This is a genomic window from Aestuarium zhoushanense, from assembly GCF_056431045.1.
The window spans coordinates 660,617-681,702 of sequence record NZ_JBWKMA010000022.1; the positions used below are offsets into that span (position 1 = coordinate 660,617).

21 protein-coding genes are annotated in these 21,086 nt (G+C 58.8%); 9 read left to right on the top strand and 12 right to left on the bottom strand.

The features are described 5' to 3' along the window. Nucleotides 1-3: 3 nt before the first annotated feature. The 3 genes from hypC to hypE are packed head-to-tail and all read left to right on the top strand — an operon-like array spanning nt 4 to nt 2,446. Complete coding sequence (hypC, locus tag AC07ED_RS10720) at nt 4-294, top strand: HypC/HybG/HupF family hydrogenase formation chaperone (RefSeq protein WP_105235774.1); 291 nt, start codon at nt 4-6, stop codon at nt 292-294. Then, nucleotides 291-1,433, top strand: coding sequence for a hydrogenase formation protein HypD (gene hypD / locus AC07ED_RS10725; protein ID WP_105235775.1), 1,143 nt, complete (start codon nt 291-293; stop codon nt 1,431-1,433). Before hypC ends, hypD begins: the two co-directional genes overlap by 4 nt. Further along, nucleotides 1,430-2,446, top strand: a complete 1,017-nt coding sequence (hypE, locus tag AC07ED_RS10730) for a hydrogenase expression/formation protein HypE (RefSeq protein WP_105235776.1) — start codon at nt 1,430-1,432, stop codon at nt 2,444-2,446. Before hypD ends, hypE begins: the two co-directional genes overlap by 4 nt. On the opposite strand, the gene AC07ED_RS10735 is transcribed toward hypE, so the two are convergent. The 6 genes from AC07ED_RS10735 to AC07ED_RS10760 all read right to left on the bottom strand — a co-directional run bounded on the left by AC07ED_RS10735 (nt 2,443) and on the right by AC07ED_RS10760 (nt 9,434). Then, nucleotides 2,443-3,441, bottom strand: coding sequence for an AbrB family transcriptional regulator (locus AC07ED_RS10735; protein ID WP_478242178.1), 999 nt, complete (start codon nt 3,439-3,441; stop codon nt 2,443-2,445). The two genes, hypE and AC07ED_RS10735, sit on opposite strands and share 4 nt — an antisense overlap. Nucleotides 3,442-3,571: 130 nt before the next feature. Next, a complete protein-coding gene (locus tag AC07ED_RS10740) occupies nt 3,572-3,784 on the bottom strand; it encodes a formate dehydrogenase subunit delta (RefSeq protein WP_105235777.1) in 213 nt (70 codons plus the stop codon). Next, on the bottom strand, nt 3,774-4,568 hold the full coding sequence (fdhD, locus tag AC07ED_RS10745) for a formate dehydrogenase accessory sulfurtransferase FdhD (RefSeq protein ID WP_105235778.1): 795 nt from the start codon (nt 4,566-4,568) through the stop codon (nt 3,774-3,776). The genes AC07ED_RS10740 and fdhD overlap by 11 nt, the downstream gene beginning before the upstream one ends. Beyond that, nucleotides 4,565-7,453: a formate dehydrogenase subunit alpha gene (fdhF, locus tag AC07ED_RS10750; protein WP_105235779.1), complete on the bottom strand. Its 2,889-nt coding sequence runs from the start codon at nt 7,451-7,453 to the stop codon at nt 4,565-4,567. Before fdhF ends, fdhD begins: the two co-directional genes overlap by 4 nt. After that, the gene (locus tag AC07ED_RS10755; protein WP_105235780.1) at nt 7,450-8,967 is read right to left on the bottom strand and encodes a formate dehydrogenase beta subunit; all 1,518 of its coding nucleotides are present in this window, start codon (nt 8,965-8,967) and stop codon (nt 7,450-7,452) included. The genes fdhF and AC07ED_RS10755 overlap by 4 nt, the downstream gene beginning before the upstream one ends. Continuing rightward, the gene (locus tag AC07ED_RS10760; protein ID WP_105235781.1) at nt 8,964-9,434 is read right to left on the bottom strand and encodes a formate dehydrogenase subunit gamma; all 471 of its coding nucleotides are present in this window, start codon (nt 9,432-9,434) and stop codon (nt 8,964-8,966) included. The genes AC07ED_RS10755 and AC07ED_RS10760 overlap by 4 nt, the downstream gene beginning before the upstream one ends. 319 nt (nt 9,435-9,753) lie before the next feature. Here AC07ED_RS10760 and AC07ED_RS10765 point away from each other — a divergent pair, with 319 nt between their 5' ends. Beyond that, nucleotides 9,754-9,936, top strand: coding sequence for a hypothetical protein (locus tag AC07ED_RS10765; RefSeq protein ID WP_105235782.1), 183 nt, complete (start codon nt 9,754-9,756; stop codon nt 9,934-9,936). A 15-nt stretch (nt 9,937-9,951) separates the two neighbouring features. Here AC07ED_RS10765 and trxC read toward each other — a convergent pair whose 3' ends face one another. Both trxC and AC07ED_RS10775 read right to left on the bottom strand, forming a co-directional pair. Then, entirely contained in the window at nt 9,952-10,377 is a 426-nt protein-coding gene (trxC, locus tag AC07ED_RS10770) for a thioredoxin TrxC (RefSeq protein ID WP_105235783.1), read from the bottom strand. Between the two features lie 62 nt (nt 10,378-10,439). Beyond that, nucleotides 10,440-11,378 (bottom strand): methyltransferase domain-containing protein, encoded by a 939-nt coding sequence (locus AC07ED_RS10775; protein ID WP_245918069.1) that lies wholly within the window; start codon nt 11,376-11,378, stop codon nt 10,440-10,442. A 308-nt stretch (nt 11,379-11,686) separates the two neighbouring features. On the opposite strand from AC07ED_RS10775, the gene AC07ED_RS10780 reads away from it, so the two are divergent. The 3 genes from AC07ED_RS10780 to AC07ED_RS10790 all read left to right on the top strand — a co-directional run bounded on the left by AC07ED_RS10780 (nt 11,687) and on the right by AC07ED_RS10790 (nt 13,085). Further along, entirely contained in the window at nt 11,687-11,893 is a 207-nt protein-coding gene (locus tag AC07ED_RS10780; RefSeq protein ID WP_067550117.1) for a cold-shock protein, read from the top strand. 99 nt (nt 11,894-11,992) lie between these two features. Beyond that, nucleotides 11,993-12,478: a DUF4329 domain-containing protein gene (locus AC07ED_RS10785; protein WP_158664546.1), complete on the top strand. Its 486-nt coding sequence runs from the start codon at nt 11,993-11,995 to the stop codon at nt 12,476-12,478. Between the two features lie 43 nt (nt 12,479-12,521). Beyond that, nucleotides 12,522-13,085 (top strand): gamma-glutamylcyclotransferase family protein, encoded by a 564-nt coding sequence (locus AC07ED_RS10790; protein WP_245918070.1) that lies wholly within the window; start codon nt 12,522-12,524, stop codon nt 13,083-13,085. Here the strand turns inward: AC07ED_RS10790 and AC07ED_RS10795 are convergent, their stop codons facing one another. Both AC07ED_RS10795 and AC07ED_RS10800 read right to left on the bottom strand, forming a co-directional pair. Continuing rightward, nucleotides 13,086-13,637, bottom strand: coding sequence for a 2OG-Fe(II) oxygenase (locus AC07ED_RS10795; protein WP_105235786.1), 552 nt, complete (start codon nt 13,635-13,637; stop codon nt 13,086-13,088). Nucleotides 13,638-13,731: 94 nt separating this feature from the next. Beyond that, a complete protein-coding gene (locus tag AC07ED_RS10800; protein WP_105235787.1) occupies nt 13,732-15,390 on the bottom strand; it encodes an NAD+ synthase in 1,659 nt (552 codons plus the stop codon). A gap of 143 nt (nt 15,391-15,533) precedes the next feature. On the opposite strand from AC07ED_RS10800, the gene AC07ED_RS10805 reads away from it, so the two are divergent. Then, nucleotides 15,534-17,039, top strand: a complete 1,506-nt coding sequence (locus AC07ED_RS10805; protein ID WP_105235788.1) for an MORN repeat-containing protein — start codon at nt 15,534-15,536, stop codon at nt 17,037-17,039. Here the strand turns inward: AC07ED_RS10805 and AC07ED_RS10810 are convergent. After that, nucleotides 17,036-18,562 (bottom strand): cryptochrome/photolyase family protein, encoded by a 1,527-nt coding sequence (locus AC07ED_RS10810; RefSeq protein ID WP_105235789.1) that lies wholly within the window; start codon nt 18,560-18,562, stop codon nt 17,036-17,038. The two genes, AC07ED_RS10805 and AC07ED_RS10810, sit on opposite strands and share 4 nt — an antisense overlap. After that, entirely contained in the window at nt 18,556-19,200 is a 645-nt protein-coding gene (locus tag AC07ED_RS10815; protein ID WP_105235790.1) for an SDR family NAD(P)-dependent oxidoreductase, read from the bottom strand. Before AC07ED_RS10815 ends, AC07ED_RS10810 begins: the two co-directional genes overlap by 7 nt. A 295-nt stretch (nt 19,201-19,495) precedes the next feature. Here AC07ED_RS10815 and AC07ED_RS10820 point away from each other — a divergent pair, with 295 nt between their 5' ends. Then, nucleotides 19,496-21,055 carry a 2-isopropylmalate synthase gene (locus tag AC07ED_RS10820; protein WP_105235791.1) on the top strand — a complete coding sequence of 520 codons (1,560 nt, stop codon included), beginning with the start codon at nt 19,496-19,498 and terminating at the stop codon, nt 21,053-21,055. Nucleotides 21,056-21,086: the final 31 nt, after the last annotated feature.

Here is a 21,086-nt window from a genome sequence, read left to right on the forward strand (position 1 = left end):
GCCATGTGCCTAGGTATCCCCGGCCAGATCGTGGCCATCACCGACCCAACACGCATGATGGCAATGGCAGATGTGTCTGGTGTCAAACGCGAAGTGTCCTATGCGCCCGTCCTAACAGGCAACCCTGACGACCTGATCGGTCAATACGCCCTGATCCACGTCGGCTTTGCCATGGCGATTATCGACGACGACGAAGCCGCCAAAACGCTCGAAGCGTTGCGCGGGTTGGGCGAGGCCCAAGAGACGCTTGAGGCGATGGCCGAGGGTGCGAAAGCGCTGGAGGAAACGAAATGAGATACGTCGAAGAATTCCGCGACCCCACTGCTGCAAAATCCCTCTTGGCCGAGATCGAAAAGGTCACCAACCAGATCGGCGCGACCAAAGAAAAGCCCGTCCACATCATGGAAATCTGCGGCGGCCACACCCACGCGATTTTCCGCTACGGGTTGGATCGGCTAACGCCCGAAGGCATCGAATTTATCCACGGTCCGGGCTGCCCTGTTTGCGTCCTGCCAATGTCCCGCGTCGATGAATGCGTGCAGATCGCCGAAAAACCGAACGTGATTTTCACGACCTTTGGCGATGCGATGCGCGTGCCGGGAACGAAAAAGTCTCTCCTTCAGGCCAAGGCGGACGGAGCCGATATTCGCATGGTCTATTCCCCGCTTGATGCGTTGGAACTGGCCCGCCGGAACCCTGACAAAGAAGTCGTGTTCTTTGGCCTCGGGTTCGAAACAACGACGCCCTCGACCGCGCTCTCGATCCAACAGGCCGCGCGTGATGGGCTGACGAATTTCTCTGTGTTCTGCAACCACATCACCGTGCCCGAACCGATCAAGGCGCTGCTGGATGATCCTTACATGATGCTCGACGGGTTTGTCGGGCCGGGTCACGTGTCGATGGTGATCGGCGTGCATCCCTATGATTTCATCGCCCGCGACTACGGCAAACCGATTGTCGTCGCTGGGTTTGAACCGCTGGACCTTCTGCAATCGGTGCTGATGGTCCTCACCCAGATCCGCGATGGCCGCGCCGAGGTGGAAAACCAATACGCACGGATCGTGCCCGAACATGGCAACCCGATTTCAATCGCAGCAATCAACGATGTCTACGAACGCCGCCCTTCGTTTGAATGGCGCGGGCTGGGCGAGATTGACGCCTCTGGCCTCAAAATCCGTGACAGCTACAAAGCGTTTGATGCCGAAGAAAAATTTGGCATCGGATACGCCGCTGGCCCCCGTATGGTCCAAGAACCCGAAGACTGCGAATGTGGGGCCGTCATGACGGGCCGCATGAAACCCACCGCTTGCCCGCAATTTGGCAAGGGCTGCACGCCCGAAATGCCACTGGGCGCGCTGATGGTCAGTTCCGAGGGCGCCTGTGCCGCCTATTGGCAATACGGCGGACGCCGCGCTGTGGAGCCTGCCGAATGACCCTGCGCGACGACAAAGTAACGCTGTCTCACGGTGGCGGCGGCAAAGCCATGCGCGACCTGATCGCAGAGGTTTTCACCTCGGTCTTTGAACCCACCAGCCGCGAGGATCAGGCCCGTCTGACCCATGAGGCGCTTCTTGAAACGGGCGCGCAATTGGCCTTTACGACTGACAGTTACGTGGTGACACCCGTCGAATTCCCCGGCGGCGACATCGGCAAAATCGCCGTTTGCGGCACAGTCAACGATCTGGCCGTTGGGGGGGCGAAACCGCTCTGGCTCTCTGCGGCGTTCATCATCGAGGAAGGCACCGAAATCGCCCTCCTCCGCCGTATCGTCGCCAGCATGAAGGCCGAAGCGGACAAGGCAGGCGTAAAGATCGTCACGGGCGACACAAAGGTGGTCGGGCGTGGCTCTGCCGACAAGGTGTTCATCACCACCTCGGGCGTCGGCGTGATCCCAGCGGGACGTGATCTACGGGCGGACATGATCCAAGCAGGCGACGTTGCCATCGTGAACGGCGTGCTCGGTGATCATGGGGCGACGATCCTCGCTGCGCGGGGTGACATGATGCTGTCCTCTGACCTCCAGTCCGATTGCGCCGCACTGGGCCACCTGATGGAGGCCACCTGCACTGCCGTTCCCGTCCGGGCCTGCCGTGATGCGACACGGGGCGGGATTGCCTCTGCGCTCAACGAAATGGCCGAGGCAGCGGGCTGCGCGATTGAGATCGACGAGGCCGCGCTCCCCCTTCGGGCAGAGGTCAAAGGCACCTGCGAGATCCTCGGGCTTGATCCGCTGTATTTGGCGAATGAGGGAACGCTCGTCCTCTTTGTCCCTGCAGAACATGCGGATGCGGCGCTGGCGGCGATGCGATCCGTGGACACGGGCAAAGGCGCAACCATCATCGGTCGGGCCAAAGAAGGCGCGCCAATGGTCACCATGCGCACGGCTTTTGGCGGCAGTCGGATTGTCGATATGTTGGTGGGCGAACAGCTGCCGCGGATTTGTTAACCGCGGCGCAAGAGCCACTTCATCACGATGGGCGCGAAGGCGATCACCAGTGCGATCCGTGCGAGGTGGTGAACCGAGATATACGCCACCTCCGCGTTCATCGACAGCGCGACAAGGCTCATTTCGGTCAATCCACCGGGCGCATAGGCGAGGATCACCTGCTCTGCCGTTTGGCCGAACAACCCATGGAACAGAACCGCAAAGACCAAGGTGACGGTCAAGGTCAGCAGCGTCGCACCGAGGCTCAGAACAAGCGACCGCACCACCATCGGTTTTGGCGCCCCGACAAAGCGGCAGCCCAACACGGTGCCCAAAACCACCTGCGCGACGATCACCAAAACGGGCGGCGGTGCGGAATGGGTCACACCCACGATATGCACAATCGCTGACAGGATCATCGGTCCGACCAGTTGCGCGGCAGGCAAACGCAGCCAACCACCCAGATAGACGCCCGCCACAGCACAGGCCGTAAGGATCGCGACATCCACCATACCCAGCGACACGGGCTCGATGGCAAAGCCCGCAACCTTCAACCCCAGAACCACACGGAACCAGAACGCGATCACCGCAATCGTCACTAGAATTCGTGCCGCATGAGCGAGGATGATCTTGCGCGGATCGGCCCCCATCGCCTCACCGATGAGCATCATGTCATTCACACCACCGGGCATCGCCGCGAAAAACGCGGTGGTCCGGTCGAACTTACCAATGTGCGTGTAGAACGGAACCACGATGGCCGATGCGACCGCGAGGTAGAACCCGAGAAAGGCCAACGACACCGCCCAAGCACGCGCATCAGCTAGGATGCCGCTGTCAAATCCGGACCCCAGCATGACCCCGATCACCGAGATCACGATGGGCCGCAACATTGCAGGCGCCTTGAGCTTTGCCCCGCCCATGACGACCGCAAATGTCGCGATCATCGCGCCGAGCATCCACGGCAGGGGCAGGTGGAAATAGTAGAAGAACCCACCCCCGATCCCGCCGATCGTCAACGACAGCGAAATTGGTAAAGCATTGGAAAAGATCGTTTTTGCAGACACAGAAGCGCACGCCAAAAGTTCGGAGAGTCGAAAGGCTTGCGCTTTGCATACCTCGGTATACAAAAACGTTCAACGGGTCAGTTTACTCTGCCGTCGCGATCTTTGCACCGTCCAGCGCCAAAGGCGACAGACCTTCGCCGCCAGCATCGATGTGCGATTTCAACTGGCCCCGCATACGCGGCTCCCAAAAATCTTTGATATGCGCGGCAACGCGGTCCGCTTTGTCATCGCCAGGCTGCGAGGAAAAGAAAGTGGCGATTTGGTTCGCCATGTAGACCATTTTTTCAGACTTCATCGGGGATAATCCGTTCAGGATGGGTAAAGACATCAAAGCCATCGCCACGCGCTAACGCGGCAATGGTCAGGTTGGCGGCATCGGCGATCTCAACCGCTTGCACGGTCGGCGCAGACACGGCGATCAGGATCGGCGCACCAGCGATCACAGTTTTCTGGACCATATCGACCGACACCCGCGAGGTGAGAACAATCGCGCCCGTCGCAGGGTCGATACCGCGCTGCACCAAGGTGCCGATCAGCTTGTCGAGGGCGTTGTGACGGCCCACATCTTCGGTCACGGCAACTATGCCATCGCACCAGAACCCCGCTGCATGAACGGCGCGTGTCTGGTCATGCAAGGGCTGGTGCTGGCGGAGGCTTTCGGTCGCTGCGTTGACCTCAGAATAGGTTAACGTCTTGTTAATGTTGACAGTTGTCAACTTTCGCATCGCCTGCTCTAGGCTATCGATCCCGCAGAGGCCGCAACCCACCGGACCGATCATCGACCGACGTCGATCCTCCATTCGTTTGGCGGCTGCATCCGCGATCCACATCCGCACTTCGAACCCTTGGTCATGTTCGATGACTTCTAGGCTTTCGATCTCATCGGCATTGGTGACGGTGCCTTCGGTCAGGGCAAAGCCGATCCCAAAGGCGTCCAGCGCGTCGGGCGTCGCCATCATCACGGCCTGCGTTGTGCCGTTAAAGACGATGGCCACAGGCACTTCTTCGGGCAAGGCGCGGTGCATATCCTGCACCCCGCCCCGCCAGCTTTGTCCGGCGATGGATTTCGCCGCGCTCACTCTGCCGCCGGAAGGATACGACGCGAGGCGGTGGCCTGCGCGTTGTAGTCCTCTTGCCACGCGGACGGACCGTTCGACGGGCTGACCTGAACGGCAGTGACCTTGTATTCAGGACAGTTGGTCGCCCAGTCACTAAAGTCCGTGGTGATCACGTTCGCCTGCGTATCTGGGTGGTGGAAAGTCGTGTAGACCACACCCGGTGAGACACGATCCGTGATCTGCGCTTTCAGCGTCGTTTCACCAGACCGCGATGCGAGCTTGATGAAATCACCGTCCTTCACGCCGCGGACTTCTGCGTCATGCGGGTGAATTTCCAGAACGTCCTGATCATGCCAGACAACGTTCGCGGTCCGACGGGTCTGAGCGCCCACGTTATACTGCGACAGGATACGACCTGTGGTCAGCAACAGCGGGAAGCGCGGACCTGTTTTTTCGTCAGTCGCCACGTATTCGGTGACGATCAAGCGGCCCTTGCCACGGACAAAGCCGTCGACGTGCATCAGAGGCGTGCCATCTGGCGACTTGTCGTTGCACGGCCATTGGATCGAACCGCGTTCTTCGAGCAAATCGTAGGTCACATTCGCAAACGACGGGGTGGTCGCTGCGATTTCTTCCATGATCTGGCTTGGGTGGGTGTAGGTCCAACCTGCGCCCATCGCGTTCGCCAACATCTGGGTGACTTCCCAGTCGGCATAGCCGTTCTTCGGTGCCATCACCTTGCGCACGCGGTTGATGCGGCGTTCAGCGTTGGTAAAGGTGCCCTCTTTTTCCAAGAAAGTAGAACCGGGCAGGAAGACGTGCGCGTAGTTCGCGGTTTCGTTCAGGAACAAGTCATGGACGATCACGCATTCCATCGCAGCAAGGCCAGCGGCAACGTGTTTGGTATCAGGGTCGGACTGAAGGATGTCCTCGCCCTGACAGTAGAGGCCCTTGAAGGTGCCATCGACTGCCGCGTCGAGCATGTTGGGAATACGCAGACCCGGTTCAGGATCAATCGCAACGCCCCATGCCTTTTCAAATATTTCGCGGACATCAGCGTTTTTTACATGGCGGTAGCCCGGCAGTTCGTGCGGGAACGACCCCATATCGCAGGAACCCTGAACGTTGTTCTGACCACGCAGCGGGTTCACACCAGCGCCGTTGATACCGACGTTACCCGTCAGCATCGCGAGGTTGGCGATACCGATGACGGTGGTCGAGCCTTGGCTGTGTTCGGTCACGCCGAGGCCGTAGTAGATCGCGGACTTGCCAGCCGTCGCATAGGTGCGGGCCGCCGCACGAACCTCTGCCGCAGGCACGCCTGTCAGCATTTCGACAGCTTCGGGCGAATGGCGCGGATCGCTGACAAACTCTGCATAAGCGAGGTATTCGTCCCAATCGCAGCGGGTTTTAACGTAGTCTTCGTCGATCAGACCCTCGGTTACGATCGTGTGCGCAAGCGCGGTGACAATCGCCACGTTGGTGCCCGGACGCAGCGCAAGGTGGTGGTCGGCCTTGATGTGGTTCGATTTCACCATGTCCGTGCGACGCGGGTCGATCACGATCAGCTTTGCGCCCTGACGGATACGCTTTTTCAGGCGCGAGGCGAAAACGGGGTGACCGTCGGTCGGGTTCGCACCAATGATCAGCGCACAATCGGTTTCTTCGACCGAGTCAAAGTCCTGTGTGCCAGCAGAGGTGCCGTAGGTCTGACCCAGACCATAGCCAGTCGGCGAGTGGCAGACGCGGGCACAGGTGTCGGTGTTGTTGTTGCCGAACACAGCGCGGGTCAGTTTCTGGACGAGGAAGGTCTCTTCGTTCGTGCAGCGCGACGAGGTAATCACGCCAATAGACTTCTGACCGTATTTCTCTTGCAGACCGCGCAGACGGGTCGCGGCAAAAGTCAGCGCCTCGTCCCACGACACTTCGCGCCATGGTTCATCAATCGTGTCACGGATCATCGGGTTGAGAATGCGGTCTTGGTGCGTGGCGTAACCGTAAGCAAAACGGCCCTTGACGCAGGAGTGACCACGGTTCGCTTTGCCGTTCTTATATGGCGTCATGCGGACGAGTTCGTCACCGCGCATCTCTGCCTTGAACGAACAGCCCACGCCGCAATAGGCGCAGGTCGTGATAACGGAACGGGTCGGTGTGCCCATTTCGATCACGGATTTTTCCTGCAGGGTCGCGGTCGGGCAGGCCTGAACGCAGGCACCACAGGATACGCAGTCGGACGACAGGAAGGTGTCGTTCAACGCGCCAGCGGACACGCGGCTGTCGAAACCACGGCCTTCGATGGTGAGTGCAAAGGTGCCCTGCACTTCTTCACAGGCACGAACGCAACGCGAGCACACGATACACTTCGACGGATCGTAGGTGAAATACGGGTTGCTGTCGTCTTTGGGCAACCACTGCGGGTTGGCTTCGCCGCTGGTGTTTTTGGCTTTGAAGTGGGTTTCGACCGCTTCATAGCGCACATCACGCAGGCCAACAGCGCCCGCCATGTCCTGAAGTTCACAGTCGCCGTTCGCACCACAGGTCAGACAGTCCAGAGGGTGATCGGAGATATAAAGCTCCATCACGCCTTTGCGGATTTTCTGAACCTTGGACGATTGGGTGTGAACGACCATGCCAGCTGCAACGGGGGTGGTGCAGGATGCGGGCGTGCCACGACGACCTTCGATTTCCACAACGCACAGACGGCACGAACCGAACGCTTCAACGCTGTCAGTCGCGCAGAGTTTCGGAATGTCGATGCCCGCCAGTGCAGAGGCACGCATCACGCTGGTGCCTTCGGGAACGGTGACTTCAAATCCGTCGACGGTGATGGTGACGGTCTTGTCAGATTTTACAGCAGGGGTGCCGAGATCGCGATCATCGGTCCACGGGATAATAAAGTCCTTCATTCTGCGGCCTCCTTCGCGGTCGAGAATTCTTCAGGGAAATTTTGCAGTGCAGACATGACGGGGAACGGGGTGAACCCGCCGAGCGCGCAGAGCGACCCGTCTTTCATTGTCTCACAAAGATCAGTCAGGATTTCGACGGCCGCGTTATCGCCCGCCGCAATACGGTCGATGGTTTCTACGCCGCGCACCGCACCGATACGGCAAGGGGTGCATTTACCGCAGCTTTCAACCGCGCAGAACTCCATCGCGAATCGCGCCATGCCGAGCATATCGGCAGTGTCGTCGAACACAACGATACCGGCGTGACCGATCAGGCCGCCCTTTTGGTCGAAGTCCTCATAGCCAAAGGGCGTGTCGAATTTGGACACAGGCATATAGGCGCCGAGAGGGCCGCCAACCTGAACGGCTTTGACAGGACGACCAGAGGCGGTGCCGCCACCGATTTTGTTCACGAGATCGCCGAGTGGCATACCGAACGCAGTTTCAAACAGACCGCCGAATTTCACGTTGCCTGCGATCTGGATCGGCATGGTGCCTTTCGAACGACCAAGGCCGAAGTCCGCGTAGTGCTGCGCACCCTTTTCAAAGATCACAGGAACAGTCGCCAAAGAAATGACGTTGTTTACAACGGTCGGACGGCCCATGAAGCCTTGCAGCGCAGGGAGCGGCGGTTTCGCGCGAACGGTGCCGCGTTTGCCCTCAAGGCTGTTGAGGAGCGAGGTTTCCTCGCCACAGACATAAGCGCCAGCGCCCACACGGATTTCGATGTCGAACTGGTGGCCAGAGTTCAGCACATTGCCCAGAACGCCCGCATCACGAGCAATCGCACAGGCCGCTTCCATCTGTTCGATGGCATCAGGGTATTCCGAACGAATGTAGACGAACCCTTTGGTCGCATGCGTCGCGAGACCCGCGATGATCATGCCTTCGATTAGGGTGAAGGGGTCGCCTTCCATGATCATGCGGTCCGCAAAGGTACCGCTGTCGCCTTCGTCGGCGTTGCAAACGATGTATTTCTTTTCGCAATGCGCCATGCGCACGGTGTCCCATTTGATCCCTGTCGGGAAGCCAGCGCCACCGCGACCACGCAGGCCAGAGGTTTTCACTTCGTCCACCATCGCCTCGGCGGACATGGAGATTGCGCGGCGCAGACCGACGAGGCCACCGTGGGCTTCGTAGTCGGACAGGGACAGCGGGTCGATTTTACCAACGCGGGCAAAGGTCAGGCGGGTTTGCGCGGCAAAGAACGGGATCTGTTCCACATCGCCCAGCGCCTTGTCGCTGTCACCTTCAAAGATCGCTTTGACGTCAGCAACGGTCACAGGGCCATAGCCCACGCGACCTTCGGCGGTTTCAACCTCGACCAGCGGTTCGAGCCAGATCATCCCGCGGGAGCCATTGCGGATAATCTGCGCGTCGATGCCGCGCTCTTTGATCTCTGCCTCTACTGCTTTGACGATACGTTCAGCGCCGAGAGCTTTGGCGGCTGCGTCACGAGGAATATAGATTTTCATGCGCCGCACTCCGCCAGGATTTCATCCATACGAGCCGCATCAACGCGACCTTCGAGCTGATCATCGACCAGAACAGCAGGACCACAGGCGCAGAGGCCAAGGCAATACACAGGTTCAATCGTGATATTGCCGTTCGGCGTCGTCATGTGCCAGTCGCCGCCCAATTTTGCCAGAGCGTGATCGGACAGGGCATTTGCGCCAACCGACTGGCACGCCTCAGCGCGACAGATTTTCACGACATGCTTGCCCGCAGGGGCATCGCGGAAATCGTGGTAAAAGCTGACCACGCCATGCACTTCGGCGCGACCGATGTTCAGTTCGGCAGCGATCAGGGGAACGGCAGTTTCAGGGATAAAGCCGAATTCATGCTGCAAATCATGCAGAATCGGCAAAAGCGGGCCTTCGAGGTGAAGATGGCGGGCGATGGTTTCGCCTATCGCCTCTGGCGTGGGCTGGGCTTGTGTCATAGCGGGCTCCGAAAGTTTACCAGACACTCGTTGAAGTGATCACGGAAAACAATATCGATAAGCCGTCATTTGATAGAAGTTTTCTATCAACCAAGTAATCAGCAACGAATCAAAATTGCCCGAAATTCAGGCGCTTCAGCCCCGCCTTTCAGGATTCGAACACAGATGTGTCATGTTCCTGCAACAGGTGTCACGTTGAGACGTGCTCCAAAGGATAGGGTCGGTAAACAGAGGAATAAGCCAACAAGACGCACCAACTTTGACGGCGTTAAGCCTGAGTGTCGGATCGCTGCTGATCCCCGTGTGTTGAGGTACTCAAATGGCGTTTGTCGCTTTTATCGCTGGAAGTTTTATCGGCCTGCTCGCTGCCTGTGCAGGTCTCGTATTCTTGGACCTGAGCCTGATGGCTTCGTTTGCGCTCTACATGATCGCAGGCATTGCGATTCCATTGGTGTGGCTGGCGACCGACCATGCCGAACGCCGCCTGAATACCACTCTCTGATCTGCCAATCAGACCTTAGGTCGACGCCCACGTAATAATCGCGGATGCTGGAACGGCACCCGACTGGCGTTTGACCTCTTTGCCCTTGGCGAATTTCACCATCGTGGGAATGCCGCGGATCCCGAATTTCGGGCTCGCGGTTTGGTGCATCTCGGTGTTGACCTTCACCAGTCGCGCCTTGCATGACAATTCAGAAGCGGCCTTTGAAAACTCTGGCGCCATCATGCGGCAGGGTCCGCACCATGGTGCCCAGAAGTCGACGACCAAAGGGACATCATCGGTTTTCGCCGCTTTCTGAAGTGTCTTGAGGTCGATCTCGATCGCCTTATTCGACATGAGTTTGGTCCCGCAGGTGGCACATTTCGGACCAGCGGTCAGTTTGTCGTCGGGAACGCGGTTCACCTGTCCACAATCGAAACAGGTCATTTTCAGGCCAGCCATCGGTGCCTCCTTCCATATATCTCAAAAACCATATATGTTTGCGAGGTAAAGATGCAAGCCCCTTAGGCCATGGTTTCATCGGCCTCGCCTTCGCGGTCGGATGTTCGTAACGGTGCGTTGGCCGTTACGATGAGCGCGGCAATCGGTTCTCCGCGATCTTGGCGAAGGGTGGTTTGGGACAATTGAACATCCCTGAACCCCGCAACATCTAAGAGCGAACGAATATACTGTTCCGAATGGGCGTAGCGGTGAGATGGCTGGAGTTTGACGCCCTCCCCGTCGTGGACTTCGACGGTAAAGGCAAAGCGGCCCGTGTCGGTCAGGGATGCTGCGACCCAGCCGATGATCCGCTCCAACGTGCCGATATAGATGAACACATCCGCCGCGATGATCGTGTCATAGCGGGTGCCGTCTACCATCAATGTGGCGAGGTCGCGCTGTTCGAGGTGGTCATAGATCGCTTTGTCTTTGGCCTGCGCGAGCATCCGCGCGGAGAGGTCATAGCCACCCAACCATTCGTAGCGCCCCACAATTGCAGCGCCCATCAGGCCCGTCCCGCAGCCAAGGTCGAGAACGCGGCCAAGCGGACCCGAGAGCGCCTCTGAAATGCGGTCTGGCCCGCAATAGCCCAGCGCCCCAACGAGAGAGGCCTCAAACCGAGGGGCATAGTCGTCGAACAGAGCCTCGACATGCGCCGCAGGAACGCGTTCTGCCAGAGGGACCGCGCGGTGCAAATCCAACCGCAACGTCGCACCAAAACGGTCAGACGGGTCAGTGGCGAGGGCTTGGGCGTAGGCCTCTTGGGCCAAGGCCGCATCACCCGCCGCATCGGCCATTTCACCCAAACGCATCCATCCCGCCGTCCACATCGGGACTGTCGGCATGGTTTCGTGCATCAGGTCAGCCGCCGCGCGCGCATCGCCCTCCGCCAAGAGAGCGTCGGCATAAGACAAACGGCGGTCAGCCGCCAAATCACCAGAAGACGTAAGCAAAGGTGCCATGATCGCATCCAAACAAGGAATACCGCCCCGCCGGCGGCAAGCCATTTGCGATCAGACTCAGGGGGACTGTTTGGACATGTAACACGACCATGACGAACAAAGCTGCGCTACATGTTGCTAGACTGCGCCAACTGTCAAGTGGGCCTCACGCAAAGCTTGATTATTTAAGGAGAGGACCCCATCATAAAGGACGCGAGTTACTACTTATCGACACTGTCTCCGAATCCGGCTCAGTTCTTCGATCACGTTCTGACGAGCCGGCTCCGCTGCAATTCCGCGAGCGGGTTACTAAAACAGGAGACATCACGATGGCTACCGGCACCGTGAAATGGTTCAACACCACCAAAGGCTACGGCTTTATCGCCCCTGATGGCGGCGCAAAAGACATTTTCGTTCACATTTCGGCAGTAGAGCGCTCGGGCCTCACTGGTCTGAACGAAAACCAGAAAGTCGAATTCGAACTTCAGGCTGGCCGTGATGGTCGCGAATCCGCGATCAACATCACCATTCTCTAATCTGCCGTTTATTCGGACTTGATTGGAATCATGGGTGCGGGGATGCTCGCGCCCATGAGATTTTTAAAAGCAGCCGCATGCATCCTATGCGCGACCAGTATGACTGCACACGCCGAAGCACCTGATGGTGCGGAATTCGCGTTCGTCATCAAAATCTTTGAAAAAATCCAAGAGCAGTCATTTGCCGCGAACCGCGAGTTATGCGGGTATTTGGGCTATGGGCCCGATGGCGAGCTGATGACCACACGGATCAATCGCGGTGAAGAAGCGGCCTGCTATCTGCCGACTTGGCCAGCCAAGATGGATGTGATCGCCTCGTTTCACACGCACAGCACGTATAACCCTGACTACAATTCCGAACTGCCGTCCTCGACCGATATGGAATCAGACGAGGACTCTGGTATCGACGGCTGGGTCGCGACACCCGGTGGGCGTCTTTGGTATATCGATAGCTCTGAGATGATGGCCTATCAGGTTTGTGGTGCGGGATGTCTGCCGCAAGACCCCAACTTTGTCGACGAACCCGCTGGCGCAATCAAACCGAGCTATACCTACCGCGGCATCCTCAAGAGTGAGTCTCAGTAGCCCCTCGCCTCTTTATCCTGAACGCGATAATGGTGCGGGGACGATGACGACGGATATTCGCATGACCCACCCGCGCTTTTTCGGCTATGGCAGCCTCGTAAACCTGACCACCCATACCTATCCCGACCCCAAACCTGCCAAGCTGCGGGGATGGCGTCGCGTGTGGCGGCATACGCAAATCCAAGAGCCTGCGTTTCTATCGGTAGAACCCTGTGACCGCACGACCTTGCTCGGCGTGACGGCGGCGGTGCCTAATGCGGATTGGGCGGCGCTGGATGAACGGGAAAGCGGATATCTGCGCCGCGACGTGACCCATTTGATCGACGGCGCGGTGCAATCGACCGCTGTGTATGAGGTCGACGCTGCGCATTACCTCGAACCCGTCACACGCCCGATCCTGTTGTCCTATCTGGACGTGGTTGTTCAGGGGTACCTGCGGGTCTTTGGCGACGAAGGGGCGGATCACTTCTTTGATACGACCCACAATTGGGGGCCGATCCTGAATGATCGCGAGGCACCGCGCTATCCCCGTGCCCGCACTCTGACGGCTGAAGAAACTGCGCGGGTGAATGCGGGGCTGGCCGCGCTGGGCCAACCCCTCGATTAATTAGCGGAACGCGGGTCCGTGAGCCCAGATGGTGAGCGAGTAGCGTTCACCACTGGTGACAGGTGTCACGCGGTGCAGCAGATACGACGGGAACATCGTGACGGCGCCGCGTGCCTTATTCGCGGTGATCACGGCGTTTGACGGCATGACCTCTAGCGCGCCGCCCTCGTAATCCTCGGGTTCGGACAGTTGCGCGACCATGGTCAGCTTGCGTTTGGACGCCACACGACCGTCGCCAATGTCGGAATGCCATGTAAAATGCCCTTCGCGTTCGGCACCATAGCGGGCGACCTGCGGGCTTTCGGAAAAGTCGGTGAGATCAAAGCCATAGGCATCCCGATTGGCCACGCGCACGACATCGATGATGCGATTCATCACCCAATCCGCGCCCTCAACATCATCGAGCCAAACGAGATCGGCGCGGCGCAGGTTGTGGTTCTGCTCACGCCCGACAAGTTTCGCGTCCTTCGCAGGCGCAGAGCGCACCAGATCGAGAATGCGGTCGCAGTCTTCGATTGAAAAAGCGTCGGGCACCGTGTGCACAGTGATCATGGTCGTCCATTCCTTTACTGAATGGACGGTCATTTAGGCGCGAACGGTCTGGGGTCTGTTCGCTTTCCGACATGCAGGACGGAAAGCGACGTAATTATGCGTTATCGCGGAAACGGTTTGCGATGGGGTAGCGGCGGTCCAGCCAGAACGCCCGTTTCGTCAGGCGCGTACCCGGTGCCGATTGGAAACGTTTGTATTCGCTGATGTAGAGCAGATGCTCTACTTTCTTCACCACATCACGGTCGAAGCCTTTGGCGACGAGGTCGGCAACGCTGGCTTCGTCATCGACCAGACCTTCGAGGATCGCATCGAGGATGTCGTAGGGCGGCAGGCTGTCTTCGTCCTTTTGGTCGGGACGGAGTTCGGCACTTGGCGGTTTGTCGATGATTGAAACGGGGATCACCTCGCCTGCGGGGCCATTCATCCACGGGCGGTGGTTGGCGTTGCGCCAGCGGCAGGTTTCAAAGACGCGCGTTTTGTAGAGGTCTTTGATCGGGTTATAGCCGCCGTTCATATCGCCATAGATCGTGGCATAGCCCACAGCGACCTCGGATTTGTTGCCCGTCGTCAGCAGCATTTCCCCGAATTTATTCGACAGCGCCATGAGCAGCAGGCCACGGAGGCGCGACTGGATGTTTTCTTCGGTCAGGTCAGCGTCGCGGCCCGCAAAAAGTGGCGCCAGCGTTTCGGTGATCGCATCGCGGCCCTGCTTGATCGGCACATAGTCGTAGTGGACACCCAGACGGTTCGCGATGTCTTCGGCATCGTCGAGCGATCCTTGCGAGGTGTATTCAGAGGGCAGCATCACGCAGCGCACGTTTTCGGCACCGATCGCGTCAACGGCGATGGTCGCAACGATGGCAGAGTCGATCCCGCCCGAAAGGCCAAGCAGCACCTTTTTGAATCCCGTTTTGCGCATGTAATCGCGGAGCGTCGTGACCATCGCGTGATAGTCCTGTTCCCACGCATCGCCAAAGGTAGCCTTGGGGCCTTCGGCGGCTTCCCAGCCGTCCTCGGTGCGGTGGAAATCGACGTGGGCCACGGCCTCTTCGAACAATGGCAATTGGACGGCGAGTTTGCCGTGACGGTTCAGCACAAACGATCCGCCGTCGAATGCTTGATCATCCTGACCGCCGACGGTGTTCACGTAGACCATCGGCACATCGTTTTCGATCACACGGGCGACCATCGTGTTTATACGGCGGTCGAATTTTCCACGGTAGTAGGGCGATCCGTTCGGCACGACGAGGAGTTCGGCACCGCTTTCGACCATGGCTTCGGCCACGTCGGGGAACCAAGCGTCCTCGCAAATTGGCGATCCGATCCGCAGGGGGCCAGCATCATACGGCCCCTGAATGGCGCCACGATTGAACTGACGCACTTCGTCAAAGACGTTGTAGTTGGGCAGGAAGTGTTTCAGCTGGCGCGCTGCGATCTTACCATCCTTGAGGATGAAATAGGCGTTATAGAGCCGTCCGTTTTCCGCCAATGGCCCACCGATCCCGATCATCGGGCCATCCGCGCATTCCGCAGCGAGAGCGACAATGCGATCATAGCAGGCTTGCTGGAACGCAGGTTTCATCACGAGGTCTTGGGTCGAATAGCCCGCGATGAACATCTCTGGCAGAGCGACCATCTGCGATCCAGCCGCGCGGGCGGTGTCCCAAACGGTTTTGGCCTTGGCGGCGTTGCCTTCGACATCCCCAACGGTGGGGTTCAATTGGGCCATCGTGATGCGGAATGTGTCGGTCATCGGTGTCCTGTGCGCTAACTCACGACAGGTTTACCAGAACCCACGCTAAGGGAAAGCGGATTGCGGCCCAATCCCCCCTAGACCGTTGTATCGGCGGGCGGGCTCTATTAGCATCGCGCGGGCTGGAATAGGGAAAGTTAACGATGACTCGCAATCGGGCGCTATGGGGCGGTGCAGTTTTGGTTCTGTCGATGACAGGGGCCGTGGCGCAGGACGTCCAGACCAAGCAATATGAGGATGGCGGCGTCTACGAAGGCGAATTCCTGAACGGCAAACAGCACGGGACAGGGATGTATCGCCTGCCCAATGGCTATGAATACAACGGTGATTGGGTCGAAGGCCGCATCCAAGGCAATGGCGTTGCGCGTTTCCCCAATGGCTCCGTCTATGAGGGCGAATTCGCCGAAGGTAAGCCGAGCGGCACAGGCAAGATCACCTTTGCCGATGGTGGCGTCTATGAGGGCGACTGGGTCGATGGCAATATCACCGGCAGCGGCATCGCCACTTATGCAAACGGTGTCATCTACGAGGGCGAATTCCGCAACGCGATGCACCACGGCACAGGCACAATGCGCAGCCCGAACGGCTACAGCTATGCGGGCCAGTGGGTGAACGGCGTCAAAGAAGGCTCTGGCACGATCACTTATCCCGACGGCACGATCTATGAGGGCCAGCTGGCCCGTGATGACCGCGAAGGTGACGGTAAGCTGCTGATGCAGGACGGCACCATCTACGAGGGCAAATGGGTCGCTGGTCAGATCGAGGGCATCGGTCGACTAGTCCAGCCGAACGGCGACATTTACGAGGGCGATCTGGTCGCAGGTCACCGCGAAGGCACGGGCACTGTGACCTACGCCAACGGTGATATTTATCAGGGCGGTTTCCACGATGATCGTCGCCACGGTCAGGGCACGTTCCGCGGGACGGACGGCTACGTCTATGTCGGCGGCTGGGAAGGTGGCGCGATGTCTGGTCAGGGCAAAGTGCTCTACCCAGACGGTTCTGTCTACGAAGGGCAGTTCGCAAACGACCTACCCAATGGCGAAGGCAAAATCACCTATCCAGACAGCTCGACCTATGTCGGCGGTTGGGTCGATGGCGTGATCGAGGGAACAGGCATTGCCACCTATGCCTCTGGTCTCGTCTACGAGGGCGAATTCAAGAACGCAAAAAACCACGGTCGCGGCGTAATGCGCTATGGCGACGGCTATTCCTACGACGGTGAGTGGGCAAACGGTCAACGCCATGGGATTGGCACCGCAACCTATGCCGACGGGTCCGTCTACTTTGGCCACTTTGAGAACGGCCAGCGCCATGGACAGGGCAAGATCACCATCCCCGACAACCCCGCCACCGAAGCCGACGAGAGCTTTACCTACGAAGGTGAATGGCAGAACGGCGAGATTTCCGGCCAAGGGGTCGCGACCTACTCGAACGGCGATATTTATCAGGGCACCTTTGTTGCGGGTCGGCGTCAGGGGGATGGCACGATGCGCTATGCCTCGGGACAGATCGAAAGCGGGAACTGGGATCAGGACCTCTACGTGACCCGCGATGATGCCGCCCCTGCGGGTGATGTTGCGACAGGTGCGCCAGAGGCCCCCGCCGAGGCCACCCCAGACGCAGCACCCGAAGCGCCCGCGAATTAAACGACCTCGCCCGCGTCCAGTCGGGCGAGCCACGTTTCCGCATCAGCTAGAACGGTTTCCTTGCGCGTGTCGTCCATTCGGTCCCATGTGCGATACATGTTCCCCATCCGGGCATTGCCAGCAAAACGGTCGCGGTGACGAATGAGGAAATGCCAGTATAGCAAGTTGAACGGACAAGCGGTGTCGCCCGTTTTGTCTTTGACCTTGTAGTGACACGATCCGCAGTAGTCTGACATTCGGTCGATATAGGCGCCGCTGCTCACGTAGGGTTTGGACGCGATCACACCACCGTCGGCAAACTGGCTCATCCCGATGGTGTTCGGGGCCTCGACCCATTCAAAGGCGTCGGCATAAACGGCCAGATACCATTCGTGCAGTTGATGTGGATCGACCCCCGCCAAGAGCGCAAAGTTGCCTGTCACCATGAGCCGTTGGATATGGTGGGCATAGGCCTCTGTACGGGTTTGTTCGACGGCCTGAGACATGCAGTGCATCTTTGTCTCGCCGCCCCAGTAGAGCCACGGCAGTTTACGATCATGGCCCAGCGCGTTGCGGGTCATGTAGTCGGGGCCGTGCAGGAAATAGATGCCCCGCACATATTCCCGCCAGCCGATGATCTGACGAATGAACCCCTCCACCGCGTTGAGCGGCGCGGTGCCGCTGCGATAGGCGGCTTCGGCTTGTTTGCAGACCTCAAGCGGGTCCAAGAGGCCGATGTTGAGATACATCGAGATGATCGAGTGCCAGAGGAACTTTTGCCCCGTCAGCATGGCGTCCTGGAAGTCACCGAATTTCGGCAAGCCCAGCGCGATCCAGTGATCGAGTTGGGTTTGAGCCTGCTGGGCGTCGGTCGCGAACCAGTACGGGCGTAGATCGCCAAAGTTCTGACCAAAGCGGTCTTCGACGAGGTTCAGAACCTCTGCCGTGATCGCATCTGGTTCAAACCGCAACGGTCCGCTGAAATCGACGGCATCGGGCGCGGGTTTGCGGTTATCGTGGTCGTAGTTCCATTGACCGCCTGCGGGCTGATCGCCCTCCATCAAAAGTCCTGTTTTGCGGCGCATATCGCGGTAGAAATACTCCATCCGCAGCGCCTTGCGGCCCTCTGCCCAATCCTCGAAATCACGGTGAGAGGCGAGAAAACGGTCATCAGGGAACTGGTGCACTGGGATTGGCAGATCTTCGAGCGCTGAGATCAGTCGCCACTCGCCCGATTGGGTCGCAATCACTTCGGCAGCGTTGTGTTCGGAGGCGCGCCGCAGCAGTTCCCCAGCGATGCTGCCCGCATTTTCGGGATCATCCAGAGTGATGTAGTCCACCTGCCAGCCCTCAGCCCTTAGACGGTCCGCGAACTTGCGCATCGCGGCAAAGATCAGGGCGATCTTTTTGGGGTGGTGGGTGACGTAGGTTGCCTCGCCCATGACTTCGGCCATGACGACGACATCGCGGGACTTATCTGCTTCGCGCAGGGCAGAGAGGGTCGGCGAAAGTTGGTCACCCAAAACGAGAACGAGCTTTACCACGGCACGGTCGCCCCGTTGAAATCGTAGAACGACCCTGTTTGGTCTGCCCCTGCCCCGTCGAGGACGGAGAGTAGTGCAGCGGCAGAATCCGTCGGCGACAGTTTCTTTGCGGCATAGCTAGCGGTGAACGGCGTATCGACGGTCCCAGGGTGAAGGGCGAGGACGACTGAACCTTTGTGCGTTCGTTTCAGTTCCAACGCCGTGCCACGAATGATCTGGTTCACGGCGGCCTTCGATGCGCGGTAGGAATGCCAGCCGCCCAATCCGTTGTCCCCAATCGACCCAACCCGCGCGGAGAGCACACCAACCCGACCCGCTGGGGCAAGCAGTCGGGGAACCTGCTGCAGGACCAGCGCCACGCCAATCGTGTTCACCGCAAAAACCTGCGCCATCGTCTGCGCATCAATGGCCGACAGGGATTTTTCTGGCGCTGCACCGTTGGGGGCGAGGATACCCACGGCGACGATCACGCGATCAAAAGGCCCCTCAATGGCACCCAGAACACGATCGACCGAAGCAGGGTCGGTCACGTCCAGACCATTGTCACGACGCGATAGGCTGATGACCTCGCCATCAACTACATCGCAAAACGCGCGGCCTATGCCTCCTGAGGCGCCAATGATTAGGTTTCGTTTCATGCGCCAGAACTAGCCTCCCCTGCCCCACTGTCCAGTTTTCCCCGACCAAAACACGACCATTCAATGAGCCAGAGCAAAAACGGGCAAAAACGCTCTTTCCCTCGCGGGAATCATGGGTATAGTCCCGCCCCATGACGCGCTTGGATCATATCACTCAGACTGCCCGCATTTGCGGTGCGTCGTCCTCGTGCGCCCTTCTACTCCTTAGCAGCCTCTGAGCGTGCCTTCCGGCGCGACCGCTCAGGGGTGTCTTAGCGTCGGGACAAAAAGCTAAGGACAGACAAGGAATTATGACATGACCAAAGACCGCGTGTTGATTTTCGACACAACCCTGCGTGACGGCGAACAGTCGCCCGGCGCTACCATGACCCACGAAGAGAAGCTCGAAATCGCAGAGCTGCTCGACGATATGGGTGTCGATATTATCGAAGCTGGCTTCCCCATCGCATCCGAGGGTGACTTCCGCGCTGTATCCGAAATCGCTCAGCGTTCGAAGAATTCGACGATCTGCGGTCTGGCACGTGCGAACTTTAAAGACATTGATCGCTGCGCTGAAGCGATCAAGCACGCAGGCTCGGGCCGTATTCACACGTTCATCGGCACCTCGCCGTTGCACCGTGCGATCCCGAACCTGACCATGGATGAGATGGCGGATAAGATCCACGAAACGGTCAGCCATGCGCGGAACCTCTGCGACAACGTCCAGTGGTCCCCGATGGATGCGACCCGCACAGAGTGGGATTACCTCTGCCGCGTGATCGAAATCGCGATCAAAGCAGGTGCGACCACGATCAACATCCCTGACACCGTGGGCTACACCGCCCCGATGGAAAGCGCGGACCTGATCAAACGCTTGATCGAGACCGTTCCGGGTGCAGATGACGTGATCTTTGCGACGCACTGCCACAACGACCTTGGCATGGCGACGGCGAACGCGCTGGCGGCTGTGGCTGGTGGTGCACGTCAGATCGAATGCACCGTCAACGGTCTGGGCGAACGCGCAGGTAACACCGCGTTGGAAGAAGTCGTGATGGCGCTCAAAGTGCGGAACGACATCATGCCTTACACCACAGGTGTTGATACCACGAAGATCATGAACATCTCGCGCCGCGTTGCGACCGCGTCGGGTTTCCCTGTGCAGTTCAACAAAGCGATCGTTGGTAAGAACGCCTTTGCGCATGAATCTGGCATCCACCAAGACGGCATGCTGAAGAACAAAGAAACGTTCGAGATCATGCGCCCAGAGGACGTAGGTTTGGCTGGCACCTCGCTGCCGCTGGGCAAACACTCTGGCCGTGCGGCACTGCGGGCGAAACTGGAAACGCTCGGCTTTGATATGGCCGACAACCAGTTAAACGACCTGTTCGTGCGGTTCAAAGACCTCGCTGACCGCAAGAAAGAAGTCTACGACGACGATATCGTGGCTCTGATCCGTCAGAACGACACTGTCGAGGACCATATCAAGTTCAAATCGCTCCGCGTTGTTTGCGGCACCGAGGGTCCGCAGACCGCTGACCTGACCCTGCTGGTTGGTGGCGAAGAGAAATCGGTTCACGCGACGGGCGATGGTCCGGTTGATGCAACGTTCAATGCGGTTAAGGCGATTTTCCCGCATGGTGGCCGTTTGGACCTGTATCAGGTGCACGCTGTGACCAAAGGAACGGACGCGCAGGCCACCGTTTCGGTCAAGCTCGAAGAGGATGGTCGTATTGCGACAGGTCAGTCGGCAGATACGGACACTGTGGTTGCGTCGGCCAAGGCCTACATCAACGCGATCAACCGTTTGATCGTGCGGCGCGAAAAATCCGCGCCGGGTGATGACATTAAGAACGTGAACTACAAAGACACGATCTAAGGATATCGGGCGGCTTTCGGGCCGCCCTTTT